A 20,610-nucleotide genomic window follows, 5' to 3' on the forward strand; every position below is an offset into this window, starting at 1 on the left:
ATTCTCCTTTGTTCTATGAGTGGAATAGGTGTTTAATCTCATTAAACAGTTCTTGTTCCGCTCTAATTTTCTCTTCATTGCCGATGACACAGAAACTTCCTGTATTAAGCATTGCTTTTACAATTCCAGACAGATTCCGGATATCTTCTTGTGTGGCATTTAATACTTCTTCCCGTTCCTTTTTCATCATCTTTGAGTCTACACCGGAAAGATAAGCGGAAAGTCCCCGATTCCCTTTGGTCGAAGGATTGAATGGAACATCCATATCGCTAATGGTTCCAATGACATATTTTGTCATGTCCCGATCTTCGATGTTGAACTGTTTTAAATAATCAATCACTCCCTCATAGATTCGGTTTGATTCTTTTAAATTCGGGTCCCGATAAGATACAAAGTAGCTTTCTCCAGAACGGCCAAATCCGCTCATACAGCCGTAGGCTCCACCTTTGACACGTAAATTAATCCAAAGATAATCATAGCTTAATATTACTTTCAGGATCTTTAATGCCCCGGTATATTCAAATCCGCTCTCTCCATAACTTCCGCACCTTGCCACATAATTGACTTTAGATGACGTGATAAATCCTTCGTTTAAGTTGTCTTTTTTTCGTGTAAATGGATAACGGGTAGACGTTCCAGCTGGAAGCAAATCAATCAGTTTCTTCATTGCCCCTGGCAAATATTGATATCCATCCTGGTCAGAAGTATAGCTAACCAGCATATTATTGGTGGTAAACAACTGTTTTACAATTGATTTTAATCGTTCAATGATCTCTTTTTTATGGGTAGGATACTCTTTTTCCAGTTCTTCTAAAAATTGATAGTATCCAATACCGCCTGTTAAATCATTATAGTAGGCGGTCTCCGAATAGTAGGACGTAGCACGGGTGACTGCTGCAGAATGGCAGGAATTTTCTAATTTCATTCTTGCCCTGGACCGGGTTTCACTAATCACTTCTCCGACCCGTTTCTCATCGTCAAGAAGTGAGCGGGTAAGAATTTCTCCTATGATAGAAAATCCAAAATCAAGTTTCTCATAGAGAACTCTGGCACTCGCCATGAAATATCCTTTAAATTGACCATTCTCTCTTAAATCCGGGTATGAAGTAACACTAAAGCTGACTCCACCACTGTTTAAATGAATCTCACTGGTTAAGTCTCCGTATGAGAAGTTTTCTGTATTTACGTAACCCATCAACGATTTTAAAAATCCGACATAGGGTAAATCCTCTATGGGAAGCACCGAAGTATCAAACAGTACTTTTAAATATCCAATTCCGGAACTAAACATCTCATGATGAATTACCTTCACACCGTGTGCTTCTTTTTCCTCCCAGATTATTTCTTCCGGTTCCCGGCTGATATCTTCTCTGGAAAGCATAGGGATTTTCTCTAACTCTTTCTGCTCCGATGGAGTTTCCTGATATGATTTTAAATCCTTTGTCTGCTGAACCAACTGAGCCAGTTCCTCTTTTGATAAAGAAGCTTTATAGTCTGCTAGTTTTTCTGCAGTCTTTGCCTCTTCTTTGGCTGCTAAATTCTTACTGGGACGAACGACTAAAACAACCTCGAATGGATTATCCAAAAGATTTTCTCGGATGAGCTGTTCAAAGTAGCCATCTTCTACTACTTTTTTTAGATAATCAAAGGTTTCCTGATATTCCAGATACATCATAGGATCCCCATCATAAAGCCAACTGTCCATACACTGCAGTCCATACATCAGGCCCTTTGGTGCAGAACCATAATCCGCTTCCCGATAACGAAACTCATAATAATTCATACCAGCTCTCAGACTCTTTTTGTTGATCCCTTCATCAACCAGTTTCCTGAGGGTACCTTTTACAACTGCAAGAAATTCTCCTTTTTGCTCCCTGTTTGCATTCTTGGCTACAATAGAAAAATAAGGCTGCAATATGCCGTTGTTATACCCTCCCAGTATATCCTGACCGATTCCTGCATCTATGAGTGCCTGTTTTAATGGAGCACCTGGTGCATCCAACAACGTGTATTCTAAGATTTGGAACGCCACATACAATTTGGGATCTAAGCTTGAGTCAACAACGGTATGAATGGAAAGATAGGTGGCATTGTCTTCACTTTCTCCTTCTGTAATAGAATAATAGGTCTCCTCTTCTACCGGGCTTTCAAATGGTTTCTGTCTTTCGATTCTGGAATCTATTTGAGTCGCCTCGTAATGGCTTAGATACTCTTGATCCAGCCAGGTAAGCTTCTCCACCATATCCATATCTCCATAAAGATAGAGATAGCTGTTTGACGGATGATAATATCTTTTGTGAAATTCAAGAAACTCTTCATATGTTAAATCAGGAATAAAATTGGGATCTCCACCGGATTCCTGTCCATAACTGTTTTCTGGAAAAAGAATCTTTCTGGAATAGCGGTCCATCACTTCATCTGGAGAAGAAAAGGCACCTTTCATTTCATTGTATACCACTCCATTATAGATCATATCTGACTCCATACTCTCAAGCTCATAGTGCCAGCCTTCCTGCATAAAAATCTTTGGTTCTTTGTAAATATTGGGATGGAATACGGCATCCATATAGACATTCATAAGATTCTGGAAATCCTTTTCGTTACAGCTTGCTATGGGATAAACAGTTTTATCTGGATATGTCATCGCATTTAAAAACGTATTCAAAGACCCTTTCACCAGTTCTACAAATGGATCCTTAACTGGGAATTTATCGGAACCACATAGAACACTATGCTCCAGGATATGAGCGACTCCAGTGCTGTCCTCAGGTGGCGTCCGAAAACCGATGGAAAACACCTTGTTCTCATCCTCACAGGATACCAAAAAGATTCTGGCACCACTTTTTTTGTGACGAAGAACATAACCGGTGCCATGGATCTCTTTTATTTCTTTTTCTTCTACCATTTCATAGGATGTGAGATTTTTCAATTGATTCATTCTATCATTTTTCCTCCTGCTATTTACTGTATTAATTACATATTGCCCACTAATTTGTCTTTTAATATAGCAACACACTCTCGAACGCAAAAGTGTACAAAAAGTATGGGATCGGAACCACTCGATATTCCATAACTATCTGGAATCCCCCATTTTTTTGCGATCTGCTGTGCACGAAACACATGGAAGTCACTGGTCAATATTCCAATTTTAATTGGCTTATCTGGTACCTCTACAAAAGCCCCAGGAACCTTAATAGTCGGTTTATTCTGACTGTATTCTTTCTTCTTCGCCTGGTCCTCTTCAATCGCGACCCGGCTATAGGCAATATTTTCTACGGTACTGTATGATCGTTCCTCTCGTATGAACTGTTCCTTCTTTATTCCATTGTAAATCAAATACTCCTGCATTGCCTCTGCTTCACTAACTGGTTCATCTTCTCCCTTGGCACCGGATAATACCAATATGGTACCCGGATTTTCATCCAAATATAAAATGGCCCTGTCCAACCGTTTTTTCAGTGATTTACTAATCCCATTTTCGTTTACTCTGGCGCCTAAGACAATCACGTAATCAAGGTTTGATGTGTCTCTGGCAGCAACTCCAGTAAAAATCAAAATCTCAACGACTGTAAATATAAGAATTCCAGTGCAACATACAGTTACAACGGATACTGGAATCCACAGCGGCACCTTATCTTTGTGTTTTTCATATCCATTAAAACCCAAGGCCAATAAAACACATGCTAAGGCAGTAACCAGCCAGAATAAAGAAAAAGACGTGGTAATTCCGGAATAAATAGCAATTATTGTGTAGTAGATCACACATATAACAGCGGTAAGCCATAAGATCCACATCATTCAAAAGCCTCCGATCTTCACGTTCTAATCCCAGGTAAATTCTGGGCATCATACCTTTATAGCATACCACAAGAACGTAGATTCTACAACTGATACCAAAACCAGATAAAAAGCAAACCGGTTCCACAAATTAGGGAATCCGGTTTGCTTCCTAGTAAGTCTTTAAAGTCTTACTCCATCTCACTTCTACGGAGAATGTCATATGCTTCCATCTCCACATCTAGGTCGATAAAAAGAATCTGTTTGGAATGCGGTGCGCTTTCCTGCATTTCTCCATCCTCATTATAGATCGCTTTTACAACTGCCTTTAGGTTAAGCCCATTCGGCTTCATGACTTCTATGGTTTCACCAATGGAAAATTTGTTTTTCTGTTGTATTTTAGCAAATCCCCTGGGATCCATGGATTCAATGGTACCTAAGTAGGTATAGTTTTTAACATAAGTGTTATTATTATAAATCTGTGTCGTTGAATCAGGCTTCCCAAAATAAAAACCTGTCGTAAACTCTCGATATGTGCACTTACCGATTTCTGAACGATACCAGTCTAAATTCTCCTGATATAGTGCCGGATCTTTCTTAAAATCGTCAATTGCTTTGCGATAAGTTCTTGCCACAGTTGCCACATAAAGAGCGGTCTTCATCCGCCCCTCTATCTTAAGACTGTCAATTCCCGCATCCATCAACTCCGGTATATGCTCAATCATGCATAAATCCTTGGAATTAAAGATATAAGTCCCACGTTCATTTTCATAAACTGGCATATACTCACCTGGACGTGTTTCTTCTACAATGGAATATTTCCAGCGGCAAGGATGAGTACAGGCTCCCTGATTGGCATCTCTGCCCACCATGTAATTACTTAAAAGGCAACGTCCAGAATATGAGATGCACATGGCTCCGTGAATAAAGCTTTCTATGTCCATATCTTCCGGAATCTTCTCTCGGATCTCTTTAATTTCAGCAAGGGACAGCTCTCTGGCTGAAACAACCCGCTTTGCCCCAAGCTGATGCCAGAATAAATAGGTCCCATAGTTGGTATTATTTGCCTGCGTACTGATATGGATTTCCATCTCTGGCAGAATCCGCTTCGCTATGGCAAACACGCCTGGATCGGATATAATGATTGCATCGGGTTTTACTTCATTCAGTTCTTTAAAATATAGTTCCACACCAGGAAGATCATCATTATGAGCCAATATATTGGCAGTGATGTAGACTTTTACTCCATTTTCATGGGCAAATGCAATTCCTTCCTCTATTTCTTCTTTTGTGAAATTCTTCGCCTTTGCACGTAGGCCAAAAGCTTCGCCTCCGATATAGACCGCATCAGCGCCGTAAATAACTGCGGTTTTTAATACTTCAAGGCTGCCTGCCGGAATCAAAAGTTCAGTCTCTCTCATAAAACTCCTCTCTCGTATGCTCTAATTTAAAATACTAACAGTCACCCCATCTCCTATGGGAACGATGGTGGTTGTTAGTTCTTTTCTATGTTTTAGTTCGTGTAAATATTCTCGCATTCGTGCATGTATGGTTCGATTTCGACGTTCCACCGCATAGCGAGACTCGACAATATCCCCATCTTGCAGAACATTGTCGGAAATCAGCATTCCACCTGGTCTTAACAGTTTAATGATTTGTGGCAGCCAGATTAAATACTGACCTTTGGCTGCATCTAAAAAGACAAGATCAAAGGGGCCTTTAAGCCCCTTTAATATCGCCTCTGCATCTCCCTCATATAAGGTAATACGTTCTGACTCCCCAGCTCTTTCAAAATTTCTTTTCGCCTCAGGAATCCTTTTTTCATATTTTTCTATGGTTGAGATGTGACAGTCCACCGGCATGATTCCTGCCATCAAAAGCGTAGAGTACCCCACCGCGGTTCCAATCTCGAGTATAGCATGTGGCTGCATAGCTGCCGTCATGGTTTGTAAAAAAGCAGCCGTTTCTTCTTTTATAACTGGAACGCCTTCCTTTCTTGCTTTCAAACCAATTTCAGTAAGAAGAGAACTACGGTCCGGCTCTAATGATTTTATATAATCTGTGATCCTTTGATTCCCTATCATTTTTCCTCTTCCTTCTCTCCGGTATTCTCGTTCATCATCTGAAGTATCTCTCTAGAGGTCATGGAAGTGTTGATGGTATAGGCTCCTGGGTTCACTTTATAATCAAAAAATTTTGCCTGAATGATAAAAGAGTATTCATTGGTAATCAGTCCACTGTCTTTTAACTGTCTTGCTACCTGTAAGGCAGAATCATTTTCCTCCACTGCAACCTCTTTATCTGTGCCCGGTTTTTCCGCCACAGAAGAGGCATAAAATATTTCATGGCCGAACGCATATCCTTTTGTAACTCCCTGGTACAAAAGCAGAACGACCAGTGCAAGTACAATAAGTCTAATGGAAATAGCAATGACTGCCCCTGTGATTCGGTTTATCTCTCTCGTTGTCCGGCTCATAAATCTTCCATTCCTTTCGCCTTAAAGGTACGGTTATCTTAGTTCTGTTTATACTTCCATGATAATCGGCAGAATCATCGGATTCCGCTTCATACGTTTCCAAAGGAAATCGCTTAAGCTGTCCCGTACAATGTTTTTGATCTTGCCCCAGTCATTGATCTTCCGTTCTAGACAATCCTGTACTGCATCACTTACAATGGCTCTGGCTTCTTCCATTAAATCCTCTGACTCTCTTACATATACAAATCCTCTGGATACAATATCCGGACCTGCCAAAAGCTGATTGGAGTATTTCTCTAACGTTAAGACAACAACGATAATTCCGTTCTGCGCCAGATTCTGTCTGTCTCGTAACACAATGTTACCTACATCTCCGACTCCAAGACCATCTACCAATATTCCACCTGACTGTACATGGTTTACAATTCCCCAGGATTCTTGTCCTAATTCTACTACATCTCCAGATGACATGATGATGATATTCTCATTTGAATAACCCATGGCTTTTACCAGGCTCTTCTGTGCCATCAAATGGCGATACTCTCCATGGACTGGAATCGCATATTTAGGACGAACTAGTGCATACATAAGCTTGATCTCTTCCTGACAAGCATGACCGGATACATGGGTATCCTCGCAGATTACCTCGGCCCCTTTCATAGAAAGTTCATTGATTACCTTGGAAACTGCTTTTTCATTCCCTGGAATCGGACTGGAGCTTAATATTACTACATCATTCGGTTTGATGGATACTTTTTTATGGGTACTTCCAGCCATACGGGAAAGAGCTGCCATAGATTCTCCCTGACTTCCTGTGGTAATAAGTACGGTTTGTTCATCGGGATAATTTTTCAGCTGGTCAATATCGATTAAAGTTCCCTCGGGAATACTGATATACCCCAGTTCACTGGCCGTACCGATTACATTGACCATGCTTCGTCCTTCTACTACTACTTTTCTACCATACTTAGAAGCAGAATTAATGACCTGCTGCACCCGGTCTACATTGGATGCAAACGTAGCAACAAAAATTCGATTATTTTTATGATCTGCAAAAATATTATCAAAGGTCTTTCCTACGGTTTTCTCTGACGGAGTAAATCCCGGTCTAATGGCATTGGTGCTATCACACAGAAGTGCCAGCACACCTTTTTTCCCTAATTCAGCAAAGCGCTCCAAATCCGCAGGCTCTCCAAAAACTGGCGTATAGTCAATTTTAAAATCTCCTGTGTGAAGAATCACACCGGCAGGGGAGAAGATCGCAAGTGCAGACGCATCTGCAATGCTGTGGTTTGTCTTTATAAATTCAATCCGAAAACATCCTAAATTAATGGATTGGCCGTGACGGATCACTTTTCGTTTGGTATTCTTTAACAGATTATGCTCTTTTAATTTGTTATCAATTAGTCCTATGGTAAGTTTCGTTCCATATACAGGCACGTTGATTTCTTTTAAGATATAAGGAAGAGCACCAATATGATCCTCATGGCCATGCGTAATGACAAATCCTTTTACCTTACTTATATTTTGTTTCAAATAGGAAACATCTGGTATTACCAGATCAATTCCAAGCATATCATCGGTAGGGAATGCCAGTCCGCAGTCCACCACAATGATGCTGTCCTCATATTCAATGGCAGTGATATTCATACCAATCTGCTCCATTCCTCCTAAAGGAATGATCTTTACTTTTGCGTTAATGTCTTGTTTCTTCAATCTTTTACCTCCATTTTGTCGTTTCCGTCCTGTCCTCTTTTCGTTGCTTCCCTGCATTCCCTGCAATACCCGTAGAGCTTTACTTCATGATCGGTTACAATAAATCCTTCCCGGTCATAAAGCGCCTGCTCTAGTGTATCCAAAAGATCCCCTCGAAAGGAGTATACTTTCCCGCATCGGCTGCATATCGCGTGGTGGTGATGGTGTCCAGACTCACGTGTTAAGCCCCCTAGTTCATAGCGAGCAAATCCATCATTAAAGCGAACTTTATCAATCACTGATAAATCCACCAGTACCTGCACTGTTCTATATATCGTGGCAAGCCCGATCTCCGGACACTCCTGCTTAGCCAGATCATAAAGTTCTTCTGCCGTCAGATGTTCTCCGGGGTGCTTTGCCATGAGATTCAAGATAAGCATACGCTGGTTGGTCACCTTGAGTCCTTTCGTTCGAAGTATATGTTTAAATTTTTCCTGTTCCATAAACAGTCCCTCAAATCATCTCCATCATTTCTCGATATCCACGTCCGCTCCGTCAAGCAGTTCGGAAAATATTTTATATAAATAATCTATCTCGTTATCATCTTCTACGAACTCATACAAAGCTTCTTCTTCACTTTGCGATGATAAATCCTTTAAGATGTAACATTCACCTTCTTGCTCTTCTTCTGCTGAATCTGTTACCAGCAGATAACTCCTATTATTTATTCTGGTCTCTTCCAGAACATAAAAATCCAGATTTTCACCTGAATCAGTTGTCAGTGTAATGATTTTTTCCTGATTCATCATTCTTATCTCCTATCATCAAACGGTCCAAATATCCCTGAAGGATAAGCCCTGCTGCTACTTTATCAATAACCGCTTTCCGATTTTCTCGTCTTACACCGCTCTCCTTTAAAATTCTTTCAGAGGCAGCAGTCGTCAGTCTCTCATCCCAAAGTATTACCGAAAGACCGGTACGTCGAATGAGCATATCTTTAAACAGTAACGTTTTTTGTGCACGGTCACCCTCTGTATTATTCATATTCTTAGGATAACCCAAAACAATCGTTTCAATCTCATATTCACGGATCAATTCTTCAATCCGAGCACATGTTTTTCTCAATTTATTTTCTTCTTCTCTCGTAATTGTCTCCACACCCTGAGCCGTTATACCCAGTAAGTCAGAAACTGCTACGCCTACCGTTTTTGAACCGTAATCAAGTCCCATGATTCTCATATTCTTATTCTCCATGTTAAAATTATGCAACAAAACAAAGCTGGTCCACAGCCAACTCAAGTAAGAGTCCATTTGTGCTTTTTGTGATGGGACTAACATATAAAAAGATAAAAATTAACTGCCAGACTCCGTCTTCTCCACTTCATCTGACAGCTGTGCTTCTTATACAGGAATCCCTTGTAAACTACTGGTACATCACGTTTCCCTCTTGTCCATAATTATTTGTCACTGTGCCTGGGAAACAATACAATGAGCACCTGTTTTATAACGATTTATCTTATTCCATAAACTTAGTGCCAATATATACGCGCATAAGTTCTTCCAAAATCTCGTCCCGCTCTACTTTCATAATAAGACTTCTGGCATTCTTATGACTGGTAATGTAGGTAGGGTCCCCTGACATGATATAGCCTACGATCTGGTTAATCGGATTATATCCCTTTTCTGTTAGGGCAATATAAACCTGTTCCAGTACCTGGCTTACGTTTAACTTATTTTCCTGCACTGCTTTGAAAAATTGTGTGTTATGAATATCACCCATGTTTCTCACGTCCTTTTACTGTTCTACTATATTCTAAACCATAATTGCAGTTTCGGCAAGATAAAAATTAATTTTGTCACGAATGATGCAAAAATAAGATCTGATCATCCAGCATTTTGGTTAGCTTTCCTGTTATAATGGTCCCCTTTAACTCTTTCTCAAACGGAACCACTGCTTTTACATATTCTCTGGTATAACCAATCATATAACGAATCCCGTCTCGCTCATACTCTTCTTCCATTAAAACCTCAGCCTCACTGCCAATCAGTGACTTCCGGTATTCAAAAGACATCTTCTCCTCTAGCAATAAAAGATCACTGCTCCGTTTTGTTTTCACGGTCTCTTTAATCTGATCTGGCATCTGAGATGCTTTGGTTCCATTTCTTTTGGAATATTTAAATACGTGCATCTCATAAAAATGGATCTTTTTTAAGTATTCCCTGGTAACTGCAAACTCTTCTTCTGTTTCTCCCGGAAATCCTACAATCACATCTGTAGTAATTGCTGGATTTGGAAACGTATTTCTTAAAATCTCACAGCCTTTTAAATACTCATCAACCGTATACCGACGATTCATCCGTTTTAAAGTGGTATCGCACCCACTCTGCAAAGACAGGTGAAAATGAGGACATATTTTTTCCAAACCTGACAGTGTTTTTGCAAACGTTTCTGTCACAATTCGTGGTTCCAAAGAACCTAGACGGATCCGTTTTATCCCGGATACTTCATGTACTTTTAATATCAAGCTCAAAAGTCCCACATCTTCGCTGTCTTTAAGATCCAATCCGTAAGAACTTAAATGGATTCCAGTCAAGACCACTTCCTGATAACCAAGTTCTGCCAATCGCCTGACTTCTTCTAACACTTCTCTAAGTTTTCTGCTTCTGACACGCCCTCTTGTATATGGAATGATGCAATAACTGCAAAACTGGTTGCAGCCATCTTGTACTTTGATAAACGCTCTCGCATGGTCTGCGATGCGTTCTATGGATAGATTCTCATATTCTCTGGTGGCTCCGATGTCGATGATGGTTTCCTCATATAAATCAGCTTTATCTGATAAAAATTCATCTAGGATAGAAACCAGCTCTGTCTTTTTATTATTTCCAATGACAAGATCCACAGCGTCATCTTTTTTTAATTCTTCTCCAGCCGCCTGAACGTAACACCCAACCGCTACGACAACGGCATCTGGATTCATTTTTTTCGCACGATGCAGCATTTGTCTGGATTTGCGGTCCGCAATATTAGTTACAGAACAGGTGTTAATAATATAGACATCGGCTCCTTCCGCAAAGGGAACAATTTCATATCCAGCTTTTTCCAGTAACTGCTGCATCGCCTCTGTTTCATATGAATTCACCTTACATCCAAGGTTATGCAGGGCTGCCTTTCTCATTTTATTTTCTCCTATCTAAATAATCAGTTTATTTTCAGTATTTTCATGTAAAATTACCATTGACTTTTATACAATTTGTCAGTAATATTGAAGGGAAAAAGGGGCGTTTACCCTGATTTAATAAAAGAGCTCACGCAAGGAGGTTTTTCACATGAAAACAGTTCGTATATCTTTAAATTCTATTGACAAAGTAAAATCTTTTGTAAACGATCTAACAAAATTTGATACTGATTTTGATCTTGTTTCCGGTAGATATGTCATTGATGCTAAGTCCATTATGGGTATTTTCAGTCTGGATTTATCCAAACCCATCGATTTAAATATCCATTCCGAAAGCAATGTTGAAGAGATCGTTACCATTCTATCTCCATACATTGTAGATTAATCTAGACCATAATTTTTCAATGTTGAAAATGGGGTCCGGCCTTCTTACAAGAAGCTGGACCCCGTTTTTTTAACACCAAACTTTTTCTACCGTACTGATGGCAGTTTCCATCAAATCGTCGATCTTTTCCTTTAATTTCTCTTCGGATTTTACAATCATCTTGATGCTTGGTTTTGTTACCGGATGCTTTGCAACAAATATCGTGCAGCAGTCTTCAAAGGGAAGTATGGAAGTCTCATACGTTCCAATTTTTTCTGATACCCCAATAATTTCCTGCTTATCAAATCCGATTACCGGACGGAAAACAGGCATCTCACAAGAAGCATCTGTTGCCGCAAGTGACTGCATCGTCTGAGAGGCCACTTGTCCAATACTTTCCCCAGTTACCAACGCCAACGCACCGCTGTCAGCAGATAATCGTTCTGCAATTCGCATCATATACCTTCTCATAATGATGGTAAGTTCCTCATGAGGACATGTTTCATAAATGTATAACTGAATGTCTGTAAAATTCACAATATGCAGATGAATGGGACCGGAATATTTAGAAACCAGCTTTGCTAAATCAACGACTTTATCTTTTGCACGTTCGCTTGTATAAGGCGGTGCATGAAAATAAACAGCGTCAAGATTGACTCCACGTTTGGCTACCATATAACCCGCCACCGGGCTGTCGATGCCACCAGACAAAAGAAGCATGGCTTTTCCGTTGGTTCCTACTGGCATACCGCCTGGTCCTGGAATAATCTGGGAATATATATTAATCTTATTGCGTACTTCTACATGAAGCATTACTTCTGGATGATGAACATCTACCTTGGTATCTTTATACGTGTGTAAAATTATTTCTCCCAAGTCCCGATTGATTTGATCGGAGGTGATAGGATACTGTTTGTTTCCACGTCTGGTGTTTACCTTAAACGTAAAGTTTTTGTCTTCATACACTTCATCCACATAGGTTATCACTTGTTTTTTTAGATCTTCATATCCCTGATCTTCAATCTGTACCATAGGGCAAATGGCTGCGATTCCAAAAATACATTTTAATGCTTTTATTACTTCGTCAAAATCATAATCGGATCCTGCAGTTGCATAAATTCTCCCTGATTCTTTGACTACAACAAAATTACCATCCACTCTTTTTAAGGAATGTCTTATCTGTCTCACCAGCGCATCCTCAAAAATATAACGGTTTTTCCCTTTTACACCAATCTCTGCGTATTTAATTAAAAATGATTTATATTGCATCTGTTATCCTTTCTATTATAAAGCAGACTACTATCCTCTTTGATACCGCCTAAGTACAGGCAATAGTTCTTTTAACATATCAATGCAGTAATCGATCTCTTCTCTGGTATTGTAGATTCCAAAACTGAAACGGAGTGTGGAATCTAGTAGTTCCGGTTTGATGCCAATCCCCCGTAGCGTTCCGCTAACCATAGGGTGTCTAGACGAGCAAGCAGAACCGGAAGATACATATACTCCTTTTTCCTCTAGCGCATGCAACAGAACTTCGCTGCGGGTTCCTGCAAAGCTGGCACTGACGATCTGAGGGGCAGAAAGATTTCCTTTCAGACTATTAATCGTCACGCCTTCCAACTCTGAAAGTCTGGTAATTAAATAATCTTTTAATTCAATCAATGCTTCTATCTTTGAGCTATGATCCTGATACATAATTTTTGCTGCAATCATAAGTCCCGCAATGCCAGGAACGTTCTCCGTACCGGAACGCATTCCTCTCTGCTGACCACCGCCGTAGATCAACGGTCTGATTTTAACCCGTTTGTCCACATATAGGAAACCAACCCCTTTGGGTCCATGAATCTTATGAGCACTTACAGATAAAAGATCAATCCCTTGTCTTTTGGGACGTATGATAAATTTCCCATATGCTTGAATGGCGTCTACGTGGAGAAGTATTTCTTTATTTTTTTCTTTGATAATCTTAGCAATCTCCGCAATCGGTTCCACTGCTCCGATTTCGTTGTTTACATACATAGTGGAAACCAGTATGGTTTCCGAACAGATTGCCTCTTTTAATTCCTCTAAATCGACGTGACCAAGCTTATCAACGGATAGATAGGTAACCCGAAAACCCTGTTCCTCCAAAAATGTAAGGGTATTATATACAGAAGGATGTTCGATTCCAGTACTGATGATATGATTGCCTGCTCTTTTGTTTGCCATAGCCGTCTCAATTAAAGCCATATTATTGGATTCCGAACCACCAGATGTAAAAATAATCTCTTTGGGTTCCACCTTTAAGGTTCCTGCGATTACCTCTGCGGCTTCTTTGATATATCGTTCAGCAATCAGCCCTTTTTTATGTTTGGCAGATGGGTTTCCATAATCTTCCATCATCGTTTTAATTACAATGTCTTTTACAGGCTCCAACACTTTAGTCGTTGCCGAGTTGTCAAAATAAGCTTCCATCTAAATCCTCTCTTTAAACGCTTTCTAACTGGAATGCAAGAACGGATAAGATAGCCATACCAGCTGTTTCTGTTCGTAAAATCCGCTTCCCCAGTGTAATTTCTTTCACGCCATTATCCTGTGCAAATAAAACTTCAGAATCCTCGAATCCACCTTCTGGTCCTATAAAAATCCCAACACGCATACCTGGTTTTATGTGAGAGAGGACCTCTTTTGTCTCAACCATGCCCTTTGCATGTTCAAAGGGTATCAAAACCATGTCTAGTTCTTTGGAGTAGGCAATGGCTTCCCGAAAGGAAAGAACTGCATTCACATTCGGTATCATAATACGACCAGACTGCTTGGCTGCACTTTCCGAAACTGCCTGCCATCGTCTTCGCTTTGATTCTTCCTTTTTTTTGTCTAATTTTACAACCGTGCGTTTTGTCTCTACGGGTATAACTTCATACACCCCCAGCTCAACTGCTTTCTGTATGATAAGCTCCATCTTATCACTTTTAGGTAATCCCTGAAAGAGGATAAGTCTGGCAGGGAGTTCTGTACTCTCTTCCTTCACAGACAGGATCTGAGTTATAACCTCATTGGAAGAGACGCTTATTATCTTACAGTAATAGTCTTTATCCACTCCATTACTGATTAAAACAGTCTCTCCCGCTCCCATACGCAGTACATTTTTTATATGATTCACGTCCGTCCCAGTAATCGTTATCTGCTCTTTTGAAATCTGATCCTGTTGAACAAAAAAATGATACATTCTCTGCCTCTTCCTATTTTTTTCTAACAGTAACGGAAACCCATTCTCCCTGGTGCGTAATCTCTACCAGTTCGAATGCTTCATTCTCAGCAAACGCTTTCCTTACTGCCTCTTCTTTCATATTAATAATACCAGAAGTGATAAAAATACCGCCTTTTTTTAGATGCGCAGGAATTTCTTTTTGAAGCAGTATGATAATGTCTGCCAGTATATTGGCAACCACCACATCATATTGTTCAAAACCTGCCGCTTCCTTCACTGTTTTGTCATCAATAATATTTCCCTGTAATATGGTAAATTGATGGGCGGGAATATCATTGGCCATCATATTCTCTCTGACCGCTGTAAGGGCATTCTCATCTAGATCGGTTCCGAATGCGTTAGACGCGCCTAATTTTAGTGCTGTAATTCCAAGAATCCCGCTTCCAGTTCCTACATCTAACAGTTTCGTGTCAGAAGTTACGTATTTTTTCAACTGGCGAATGCATAACTGGGTGGTCTCATGCTGTCCGGTACCAAATGCCGTTCCTGGATCAATTTCAATTAACAGCTTGTCCTTGTGTTCGTCCGGAACTTCTTCCCAGGTAGGCTTTATCAAGATATCATCGACAGTAAATGGCTTAAAATATTGCTTCCAGTTATTAATCCAGTCTTTGTCTTCTGTTTCTCCTGATACGAGGGTACAATCACCAAGATCTGTAAACATAGACAATTCTTCCAGTCCTTCCTTTACCCGTCTTAGCATTTCATCAATATCAGAATCCGGTTGTAAATAAAAGCTGACTTTTGCTATCCCTTCATCTGGAGGAAGTTCTGGTAAAATATCGATAAACATCCCTTTGGTTTCTGCTTCCGTTAGCGGAATGTTGTCTTCAATCTCGATTCCCTCAATTCCAATTTCATCAAACATGCTGCTGATAAGGTCCACAGCTTCCGTGTTCGTCGTAAGTGTAAATTTTTTCCATTTCATAATACATTCCTACCCTTTTATAATTTTTACAAATAAGCAGACCAGCACCACTAAAATCACTGGACGCACAATTTTCATACCGTTTTTCACGACGAGTCCTGATCCAATATAATGACCGGCAATGCAAAAGACTCCTGCGGCAATCCCCAGTGGAATCATAACCTTTCCATTGATCAAAAATGTAACAAGTGCTGCAATATTCGATGATAAGTTAATAACTTTGGTTGTTCCGGAAGCACTCCTTACATCCATCTTTGCCAATCCTGTTAACAATAGAAGTAGAAAGGTTCCAGTCCCCGGACCATAAAAACCATCGTAACCTCCTATTACAAGTGCTGCCCCCATACTGACTGCAAACATCTTTTTTTCTGATCGTATTTCTGCCTTTACCGGTTCATTCCTATCCTTTTTCTTTAACGTATAAAAAGCAACGATGGGAAGTATAACAAGTAACATTCCTTTTAAAATCTTTTCACTTGCAAGCAAGGACAAATGGGCTCCAATCACGGAACCGATCACCGCGCACAAAGCAGCAAAAAGGGAAAGTTTTATTTTAATGTAACCGTTTTTTGCAAATCGAGCCGTAGAAACAACCGTTCCCATGGCAGATCCCAATTTGTTGGTTCCAATTGCCAGATGAGGCGGAATTCCCGCTGCCAGATAGGCTGGAAGTGATATCAATCCTCCGCCTCCGGCTATAGAGTCTATGAGGCCTGCCAGAAAAACCAGCGGACATACGATTAAATACTGGTACATACGTTGTTTCCTTTCTTATGAACGTCTTCCTAAATCTCAAGATATCATAACATACAATGAATATCGTTGCAAGCGCAGAACAGACCAGAAATCAGGAGATAAAAGAGCCAAAATATTTTATTTAATTTTTTTTTAAAAAGATGCAATAAAAACGAATGATGACGCATTAACTATATGAACGGATGAAAACGACTTTTGTTCCGTGCCAAAAATAAGGGCAAAAAAATATCAAGTAAACGAAATTCCTTGATGCATTACACCCCATCACACCCGCCTGAGTTTTTGGTTCCGGAGCAGAATTTATTTTCACAAAATTAACAGGCAACAAAGAACAGGAAACACATTGGATAAAGGATCTAAACCATCCTCCAATGTGTTTCCTGTTTTTTCTGTACCAATTAAATGTATTTATTTTAATAATAAGGCTCCGTCTGCCCCTACCTGATACCCATCAGGCGTCACGGTATTGACTAAAAGCTTACCCATAGACCCGTCAGACATGGTGTTAAAGTAATACGCTTTTCCATTAATGATCTGCCAGCCGATTCTCATGGCACCAAGTGTCCCATCATCTACTGGATTCAAATAAAATTGAGATCCGTTTTGACCTGTATACCAACCAGTTATCAAATGACCTCCAGAATCAAACCGATACCACCTGCCATCGAAATTCTTCCAGGTGTTATTAGGCCACATCCCATCGCTGTACTGAAACCACCATCCGGCAGGGCTGTAACGCCACCCTCTCTGATAATATGGTTCGTCATCGTCAAAGTCATCATCTTCCCAGCAATCGACACTTCCATCAACAGATTCAACTTGTTTCGTTCCGGAGCCGTTCCAGCCCGGGAAATCCCGGACCGTCTGCCCGTTGTCAGCCAAAACATTGGTAGAGAACATTCCCGCGATCCAAAGGATCGATGTGATCATTAATAGTTTTTTCTTAAATCTTCCCATGCCTTCCCTCTCTTTTAAATCAGTATCTACGGGTTGCTATTTAAAAAGCCCTTTCTTTTTATGTTTTTCCTGCTCCACACCATTCATCACCTCATCAAAGTGATTTAATGCTTCTTTTTGAGCTTCTGTTAGTCGCTCTGGCACTTGAACAACCAGAGTGACAAAATGATCGCCACGGATGGCGCGGCTACGTAAGGATGGAACTCCTTTCCCCTTTAACCGAACTTTTGTATCGGTCTGAGTCCCGGATTTTACTTCATATTCTACTTCACCATCAACCGTCTTGATGCGTATAGTACCTCCAAGTGCCGCTTTGGCAAATGAAATCGGTACAGTAGAAAAGATGCTGGTATCCTGGCGTTTAAAAATTGGATGATTGGATACCACTGCTTCCACCAATAAATCTCCTCTTTCTCCGCCATTGGTTCCTGGTTCCCCAGCTCCAGCAAGACGAACAGACTGTCCGTTGTCAATTCCAGCCGGAATGGTGATTTTAAATTTCTTTCTTCTTGTCTTATATCCGGTTCCATAACAATCCGAACATTTTTCCTTTACAATTTTGCCAGTCCCATCGCAGTCTGGACAGGTTTGTACATTCTGTACCTGACCAAAGAAAGACTGCTGGGTGTACATAATCTTACCTTTTCCATTGCATTTTGGACAAGTAACAGGGGAAGTACCTGCTTTCGCACCGCTTCCATGACAAGATTTACACTCTTCTTTAAAATTAATCTCAAGTTCTCTTTCGCAGCCAAAAATCGCTTCTTCAAAGGTGATTCTAACGCTGGTTCTTAAATTGGCACCTCTTGACGGGCCATTATACTGGGCACTTCTTCTTCCACCTCCAAAGATATCTCCAAAGATATCTCCGAAAATATCACCCATATCTGCTCCGTTAAAGTCGAATCCATCAAATCCACCAGCTCCACCACTTCCATCAAAAGCCGCGGAACCAAACTGGTCATACTGACGTCTCTTATCAGGATCACTTAGAACGCTGTAGGCCTCAGATGCTTGCTTAAATTTCTCGGCAGCCGTAGCATCTCCCTGGTTCGTATCCGGATGGTATTTTTTTGCTAATAACCTGTAAGCCTTTTTTATCGCTGCATCATCTGCATCTTTTGAAATGCCCAGGATTTCATAATAATCTTTTTTTTCTGCCATCTTAGGTCTACCTTTCATAAACTAAAAAAGTGGGGAAGGTTCGGACAACGCAGGCAAGAATCCACATTTCAATTCATGCCTGCGGAAAAAGTGCTGTATCCCTACAACACTTTTTCCAAAGCCCTGATAACCGACCATATGATTTACACTTCTTTATAATCTCCGTCAACTACATCGCTATCCTGATAAGCCGCACCCTCTGTGCCTGCTCCTGCTCCTGCATCAGGACCTGCGCCCTGTGCCCCTGCATCAGACTGTGCCTGCTCATATACTTTCGCAAACAGTGCCTGTGCGCTATTCATCAGTTTCTCTTTGCCAGCCATGATATCCTCAACCTGTGCGTCTGTCATTTCTTCTACTGGTGCACGGCCAATTGCTTCCTTAAGCGTACTTAAATCTGCTTCTACGCCAGCTTTCTCGTTCGCATCAATTTTATCTCCTACTTCTTGTAGCGCTTTTTCAGTCTGGAATACCATAGAGTCTGCATCATTTCTGGCATCAATGCCTTCTTTGCGCTTCTTATCCTGTGCTTCGTATTCTGCAGCTTCTTTTACTGCCTTATCAATATCCCCATCTGACATATTCGATCCAGATGTGATGGTGATATGCTGTTCTTTACCGGTTCCCATATCTTTTGCAGAAACATTCACGATACCATTGGCATCAATGTCAAAGGTAACTTCAATCTGTGGAACTCCTCTTCTTGCTGGTGGAATCCCATCAAGACGGAACTGACCCAGTGTCTTGTTATCTCTTGCAAACTGTCTTTCTCCCTGTACTACATTAATATCAACTGCTGTCTGATTATCAGCTGCAGTGGAGAAAGTCTGGCTTTTCTTTGTTGGAATGGTTGTATTTCTCTCGATCAGTCTAGTCGCTACGCCTCCCATTGTCTCAATAGACAAGGAAAGAGGTGTTACATCAAGAAGAAGAATATCTCCAGCGCCTTCATCACCAGCAAGCTTTCCACCCTGAACACTTGCACCAATGGCAACACATTCATCCGGATTTAAAGTCTTGGAAGGTTCTTTTCCTGTCAGCTGTTTTACTTTTTCCTGTGATGCTAACATACGAGTGGATCCACCAACTAACAGTACTTTACCAAGTTCTGCTGATGTTATGCCTGCATCCTTTAATGCGCTTTGAACTGGAACTGCAGTACGCTCAATTAAATCTATCGTCAGCTCGTCAAATTTAGCTCTGGACAGATTCATATCCATATGTTTTGGTCCTTCTGCAGTTGCAGTAATAAATGGCAGGTTGATATTAGTGGTGGTGGAGGAAGACAATTCTTTCTTCGCTTTCTCAGCCGCCTCTTTCAATCTCTGCATTGCCATCTTATCTGCAGATAAATCAACACCTTCTGCTTTTTTGAACTCGTCTACGAACCACTGAGTAATTCGGTTATCAAAGTCATCACCGCCTAGATGCGTATCGCCGTTCGTAGAAAGTACTTCAATGACACCATCGCCGATTTCAATGACGGAAACATCAAACGTACCGCCTCCCAAATCGTAAACCATGATCTTTTGTTCTTTTTCATTATCAAGTCCATAAGCCAGAGCTGCTGCAGTTGGTTCATTGATGATACGTTTCACATCAAGTCCAGCAATCTTACCTGCATCTTTGGTTGCCTGACGCTGTGCATCATTAAAATAAGCAGGAACGGTAATAACTGCTTCGGTTACTTTTTCTCCTAAGTAAGCTTCTGCATCTGCTTTTAACTTCTGAAGAATCATAGCTGAGATTTCCTGAGGACTGTAATTCTTACCATCAATGGTAACTTTATAATCTGTTCCCATATGTCTCTTAATGGAAGAGATTGTACGGTCTGCATTTGTTACAGCCTGACGTTTTGCAGGTTCACCAACTAATCTTTCTCCATTTTTTGTAAATGCAACGATGGATGGCGTAGTTCTTACTCCTTCGCTGTTTGGGATAACAACTGGTTTTCCACCTTCCATAACAGCAACACAGCTGTTTGTTGTTCCTAAGTCAATTCCAATAATCTTGCCCATAGTATTTTCCTCCTATTAATGAAACAAATATTGTTTGTTTTCTGCT

General features: G+C 40.6%; 20 protein-coding genes. 1 reads left to right on the forward strand and 19 read right to left on the reverse strand.

Annotated elements, in window-relative coordinates:
* Positions 1–13: 13 nt before the first annotated feature.
* From EFT72_RS05725 to mtaB, 11 genes are all read right to left on the reverse strand, one after another.
* Entirely contained in the window at positions 14–2,938 is a 2,925-nt protein-coding gene (locus tag EFT72_RS05725) for an insulinase family protein (protein ID WP_124065954.1), read from the reverse strand.
* A 35-nt stretch (positions 2,939–2,973) separates the two neighbouring features.
* Positions 2,974–3,798: a YdcF family protein gene (locus EFT72_RS05730; protein WP_124065955.1), complete on the reverse strand. Its 825-nt coding sequence runs from the start codon at positions 3,796–3,798 to the stop codon at positions 2,974–2,976.
* A 170-nt stretch (positions 3,799–3,968) separates the two neighbouring features.
* Positions 3,969–5,198: a U32 family peptidase gene (locus EFT72_RS05735; protein WP_124065956.1), complete on the reverse strand. Its 1,230-nt coding sequence runs from the start codon at positions 5,196–5,198 to the stop codon at positions 3,969–3,971.
* A 21-nt stretch (positions 5,199–5,219) separates the two neighbouring features.
* Positions 5,220–5,861 carry an O-methyltransferase gene (locus tag EFT72_RS05740; protein WP_124065957.1) on the reverse strand — a complete coding sequence of 214 codons (642 nt, stop codon included), beginning with the start codon at positions 5,859–5,861 and terminating at the stop codon, positions 5,220–5,222.
* Positions 5,858–6,253, reverse strand: coding sequence for an endolytic transglycosylase MltG (locus EFT72_RS05745; RefSeq protein WP_124065958.1), 396 nt, complete (start codon positions 6,251–6,253; stop codon positions 5,858–5,860). Before EFT72_RS05745 ends, EFT72_RS05740 begins: the two co-directional genes overlap by 4 nt.
* A 48-nt stretch (positions 6,254–6,301) precedes the next feature.
* Positions 6,302–7,969, reverse strand: coding sequence for a ribonuclease J (locus EFT72_RS05750; RefSeq protein ID WP_124065959.1), 1,668 nt, complete (start codon positions 7,967–7,969; stop codon positions 6,302–6,304).
* Positions 7,966–8,451, reverse strand: a complete 486-nt coding sequence (locus EFT72_RS05755) for a Fur family transcriptional regulator (protein WP_206426609.1) — start codon at positions 8,449–8,451, stop codon at positions 7,966–7,968. Before EFT72_RS05755 ends, EFT72_RS05750 begins: the two co-directional genes overlap by 4 nt.
* A gap of 24 nt (positions 8,452–8,475) precedes the next feature.
* Positions 8,476–8,757, reverse strand: coding sequence for a DUF1292 domain-containing protein (locus EFT72_RS05760; RefSeq protein WP_124065961.1), 282 nt, complete (start codon positions 8,755–8,757; stop codon positions 8,476–8,478).
* Positions 8,720–9,187, reverse strand: coding sequence for a Holliday junction resolvase RuvX (gene ruvX, locus EFT72_RS05765; RefSeq protein ID WP_124065962.1), 468 nt, complete (start codon positions 9,185–9,187; stop codon positions 8,720–8,722). Before ruvX ends, EFT72_RS05760 begins: the two co-directional genes overlap by 38 nt.
* Before the next feature lie 277 nt (positions 9,188–9,464).
* Positions 9,465–9,728, reverse strand: a complete 264-nt coding sequence (locus tag EFT72_RS05770) for an IreB family regulatory phosphoprotein (protein ID WP_124065963.1) — start codon at positions 9,726–9,728, stop codon at positions 9,465–9,467.
* 76 nt (positions 9,729–9,804) lie between these two features.
* Positions 9,805–11,127: a tRNA (N(6)-L-threonylcarbamoyladenosine(37)-C(2))-methylthiotransferase MtaB gene (gene mtaB, locus EFT72_RS05775; protein ID WP_124065964.1), complete on the reverse strand. Its 1,323-nt coding sequence runs from the start codon at positions 11,125–11,127 to the stop codon at positions 9,805–9,807.
* 151 nt (positions 11,128–11,278) lie between these two features.
* On the opposite strand from mtaB, the gene EFT72_RS05780 reads away from it, so the two are divergent.
* Positions 11,279–11,512 (forward strand): HPr family phosphocarrier protein, encoded by a 234-nt coding sequence (locus tag EFT72_RS05780; RefSeq protein ID WP_124065965.1) that lies wholly within the window; start codon positions 11,279–11,281, stop codon positions 11,510–11,512.
* A 69-nt stretch (positions 11,513–11,581) separates the two neighbouring features.
* Here the strand turns inward: EFT72_RS05780 and thiI are convergent, their stop codons facing one another.
* The 8 genes from thiI to dnaK all read right to left on the reverse strand — a co-directional run bounded on the left by thiI (position 11,582) and on the right by dnaK (position 20,564).
* Complete coding sequence (thiI, locus tag EFT72_RS05785; RefSeq protein WP_124065966.1) at positions 11,582–12,760, reverse strand: tRNA uracil 4-sulfurtransferase ThiI; 1,179 nt, start codon at positions 12,758–12,760, stop codon at positions 11,582–11,584.
* Between the two features lie 30 nt (positions 12,761–12,790).
* Positions 12,791–13,945: a cysteine desulfurase family protein gene (locus EFT72_RS05790; protein ID WP_124065967.1), complete on the reverse strand. Its 1,155-nt coding sequence runs from the start codon at positions 13,943–13,945 to the stop codon at positions 12,791–12,793.
* Between the two features lie 13 nt (positions 13,946–13,958).
* A complete protein-coding gene (locus EFT72_RS05795; RefSeq protein WP_124065968.1) occupies positions 13,959–14,699 on the reverse strand; it encodes a 16S rRNA (uracil(1498)-N(3))-methyltransferase in 741 nt (246 codons plus the stop codon).
* A 13-nt stretch (positions 14,700–14,712) separates the two neighbouring features.
* Positions 14,713–15,669 carry a 50S ribosomal protein L11 methyltransferase gene (prmA, locus tag EFT72_RS05800; RefSeq protein WP_124065969.1) on the reverse strand — a complete coding sequence of 319 codons (957 nt, stop codon included), beginning with the start codon at positions 15,667–15,669 and terminating at the stop codon, positions 14,713–14,715.
* A 9-nt stretch (positions 15,670–15,678) separates the two neighbouring features.
* Entirely contained in the window at positions 15,679–16,425 is a 747-nt protein-coding gene (locus EFT72_RS05805; protein ID WP_124065970.1) for a TSUP family transporter, read from the reverse strand.
* Between the two features lie 408 nt (positions 16,426–16,833).
* Positions 16,834–17,382 carry a glucan-binding protein gene (locus EFT72_RS05810; protein WP_124065971.1) on the reverse strand — a complete coding sequence of 183 codons (549 nt, stop codon included), beginning with the start codon at positions 17,380–17,382 and terminating at the stop codon, positions 16,834–16,836.
* Between the two features lie 36 nt (positions 17,383–17,418).
* Positions 17,419–18,546: a molecular chaperone DnaJ gene (dnaJ, locus tag EFT72_RS05815; protein WP_124065972.1), complete on the reverse strand. Its 1,128-nt coding sequence runs from the start codon at positions 18,544–18,546 to the stop codon at positions 17,419–17,421.
* A gap of 143 nt (positions 18,547–18,689) precedes the next feature.
* A complete protein-coding gene (gene dnaK, locus EFT72_RS05820; protein WP_124065973.1) occupies positions 18,690–20,564 on the reverse strand; it encodes a molecular chaperone DnaK in 1,875 nt (624 codons plus the stop codon).
* Positions 20,565–20,610 lie beyond the last annotated feature (46 nt).

Source organism: Clostridium sp. E02, assembly GCF_003833015.1.
In the GTDB taxonomy this organism is placed as follows: Bacteria; Bacillota; Clostridia; order Lachnospirales; family Lachnospiraceae; genus Lacrimispora.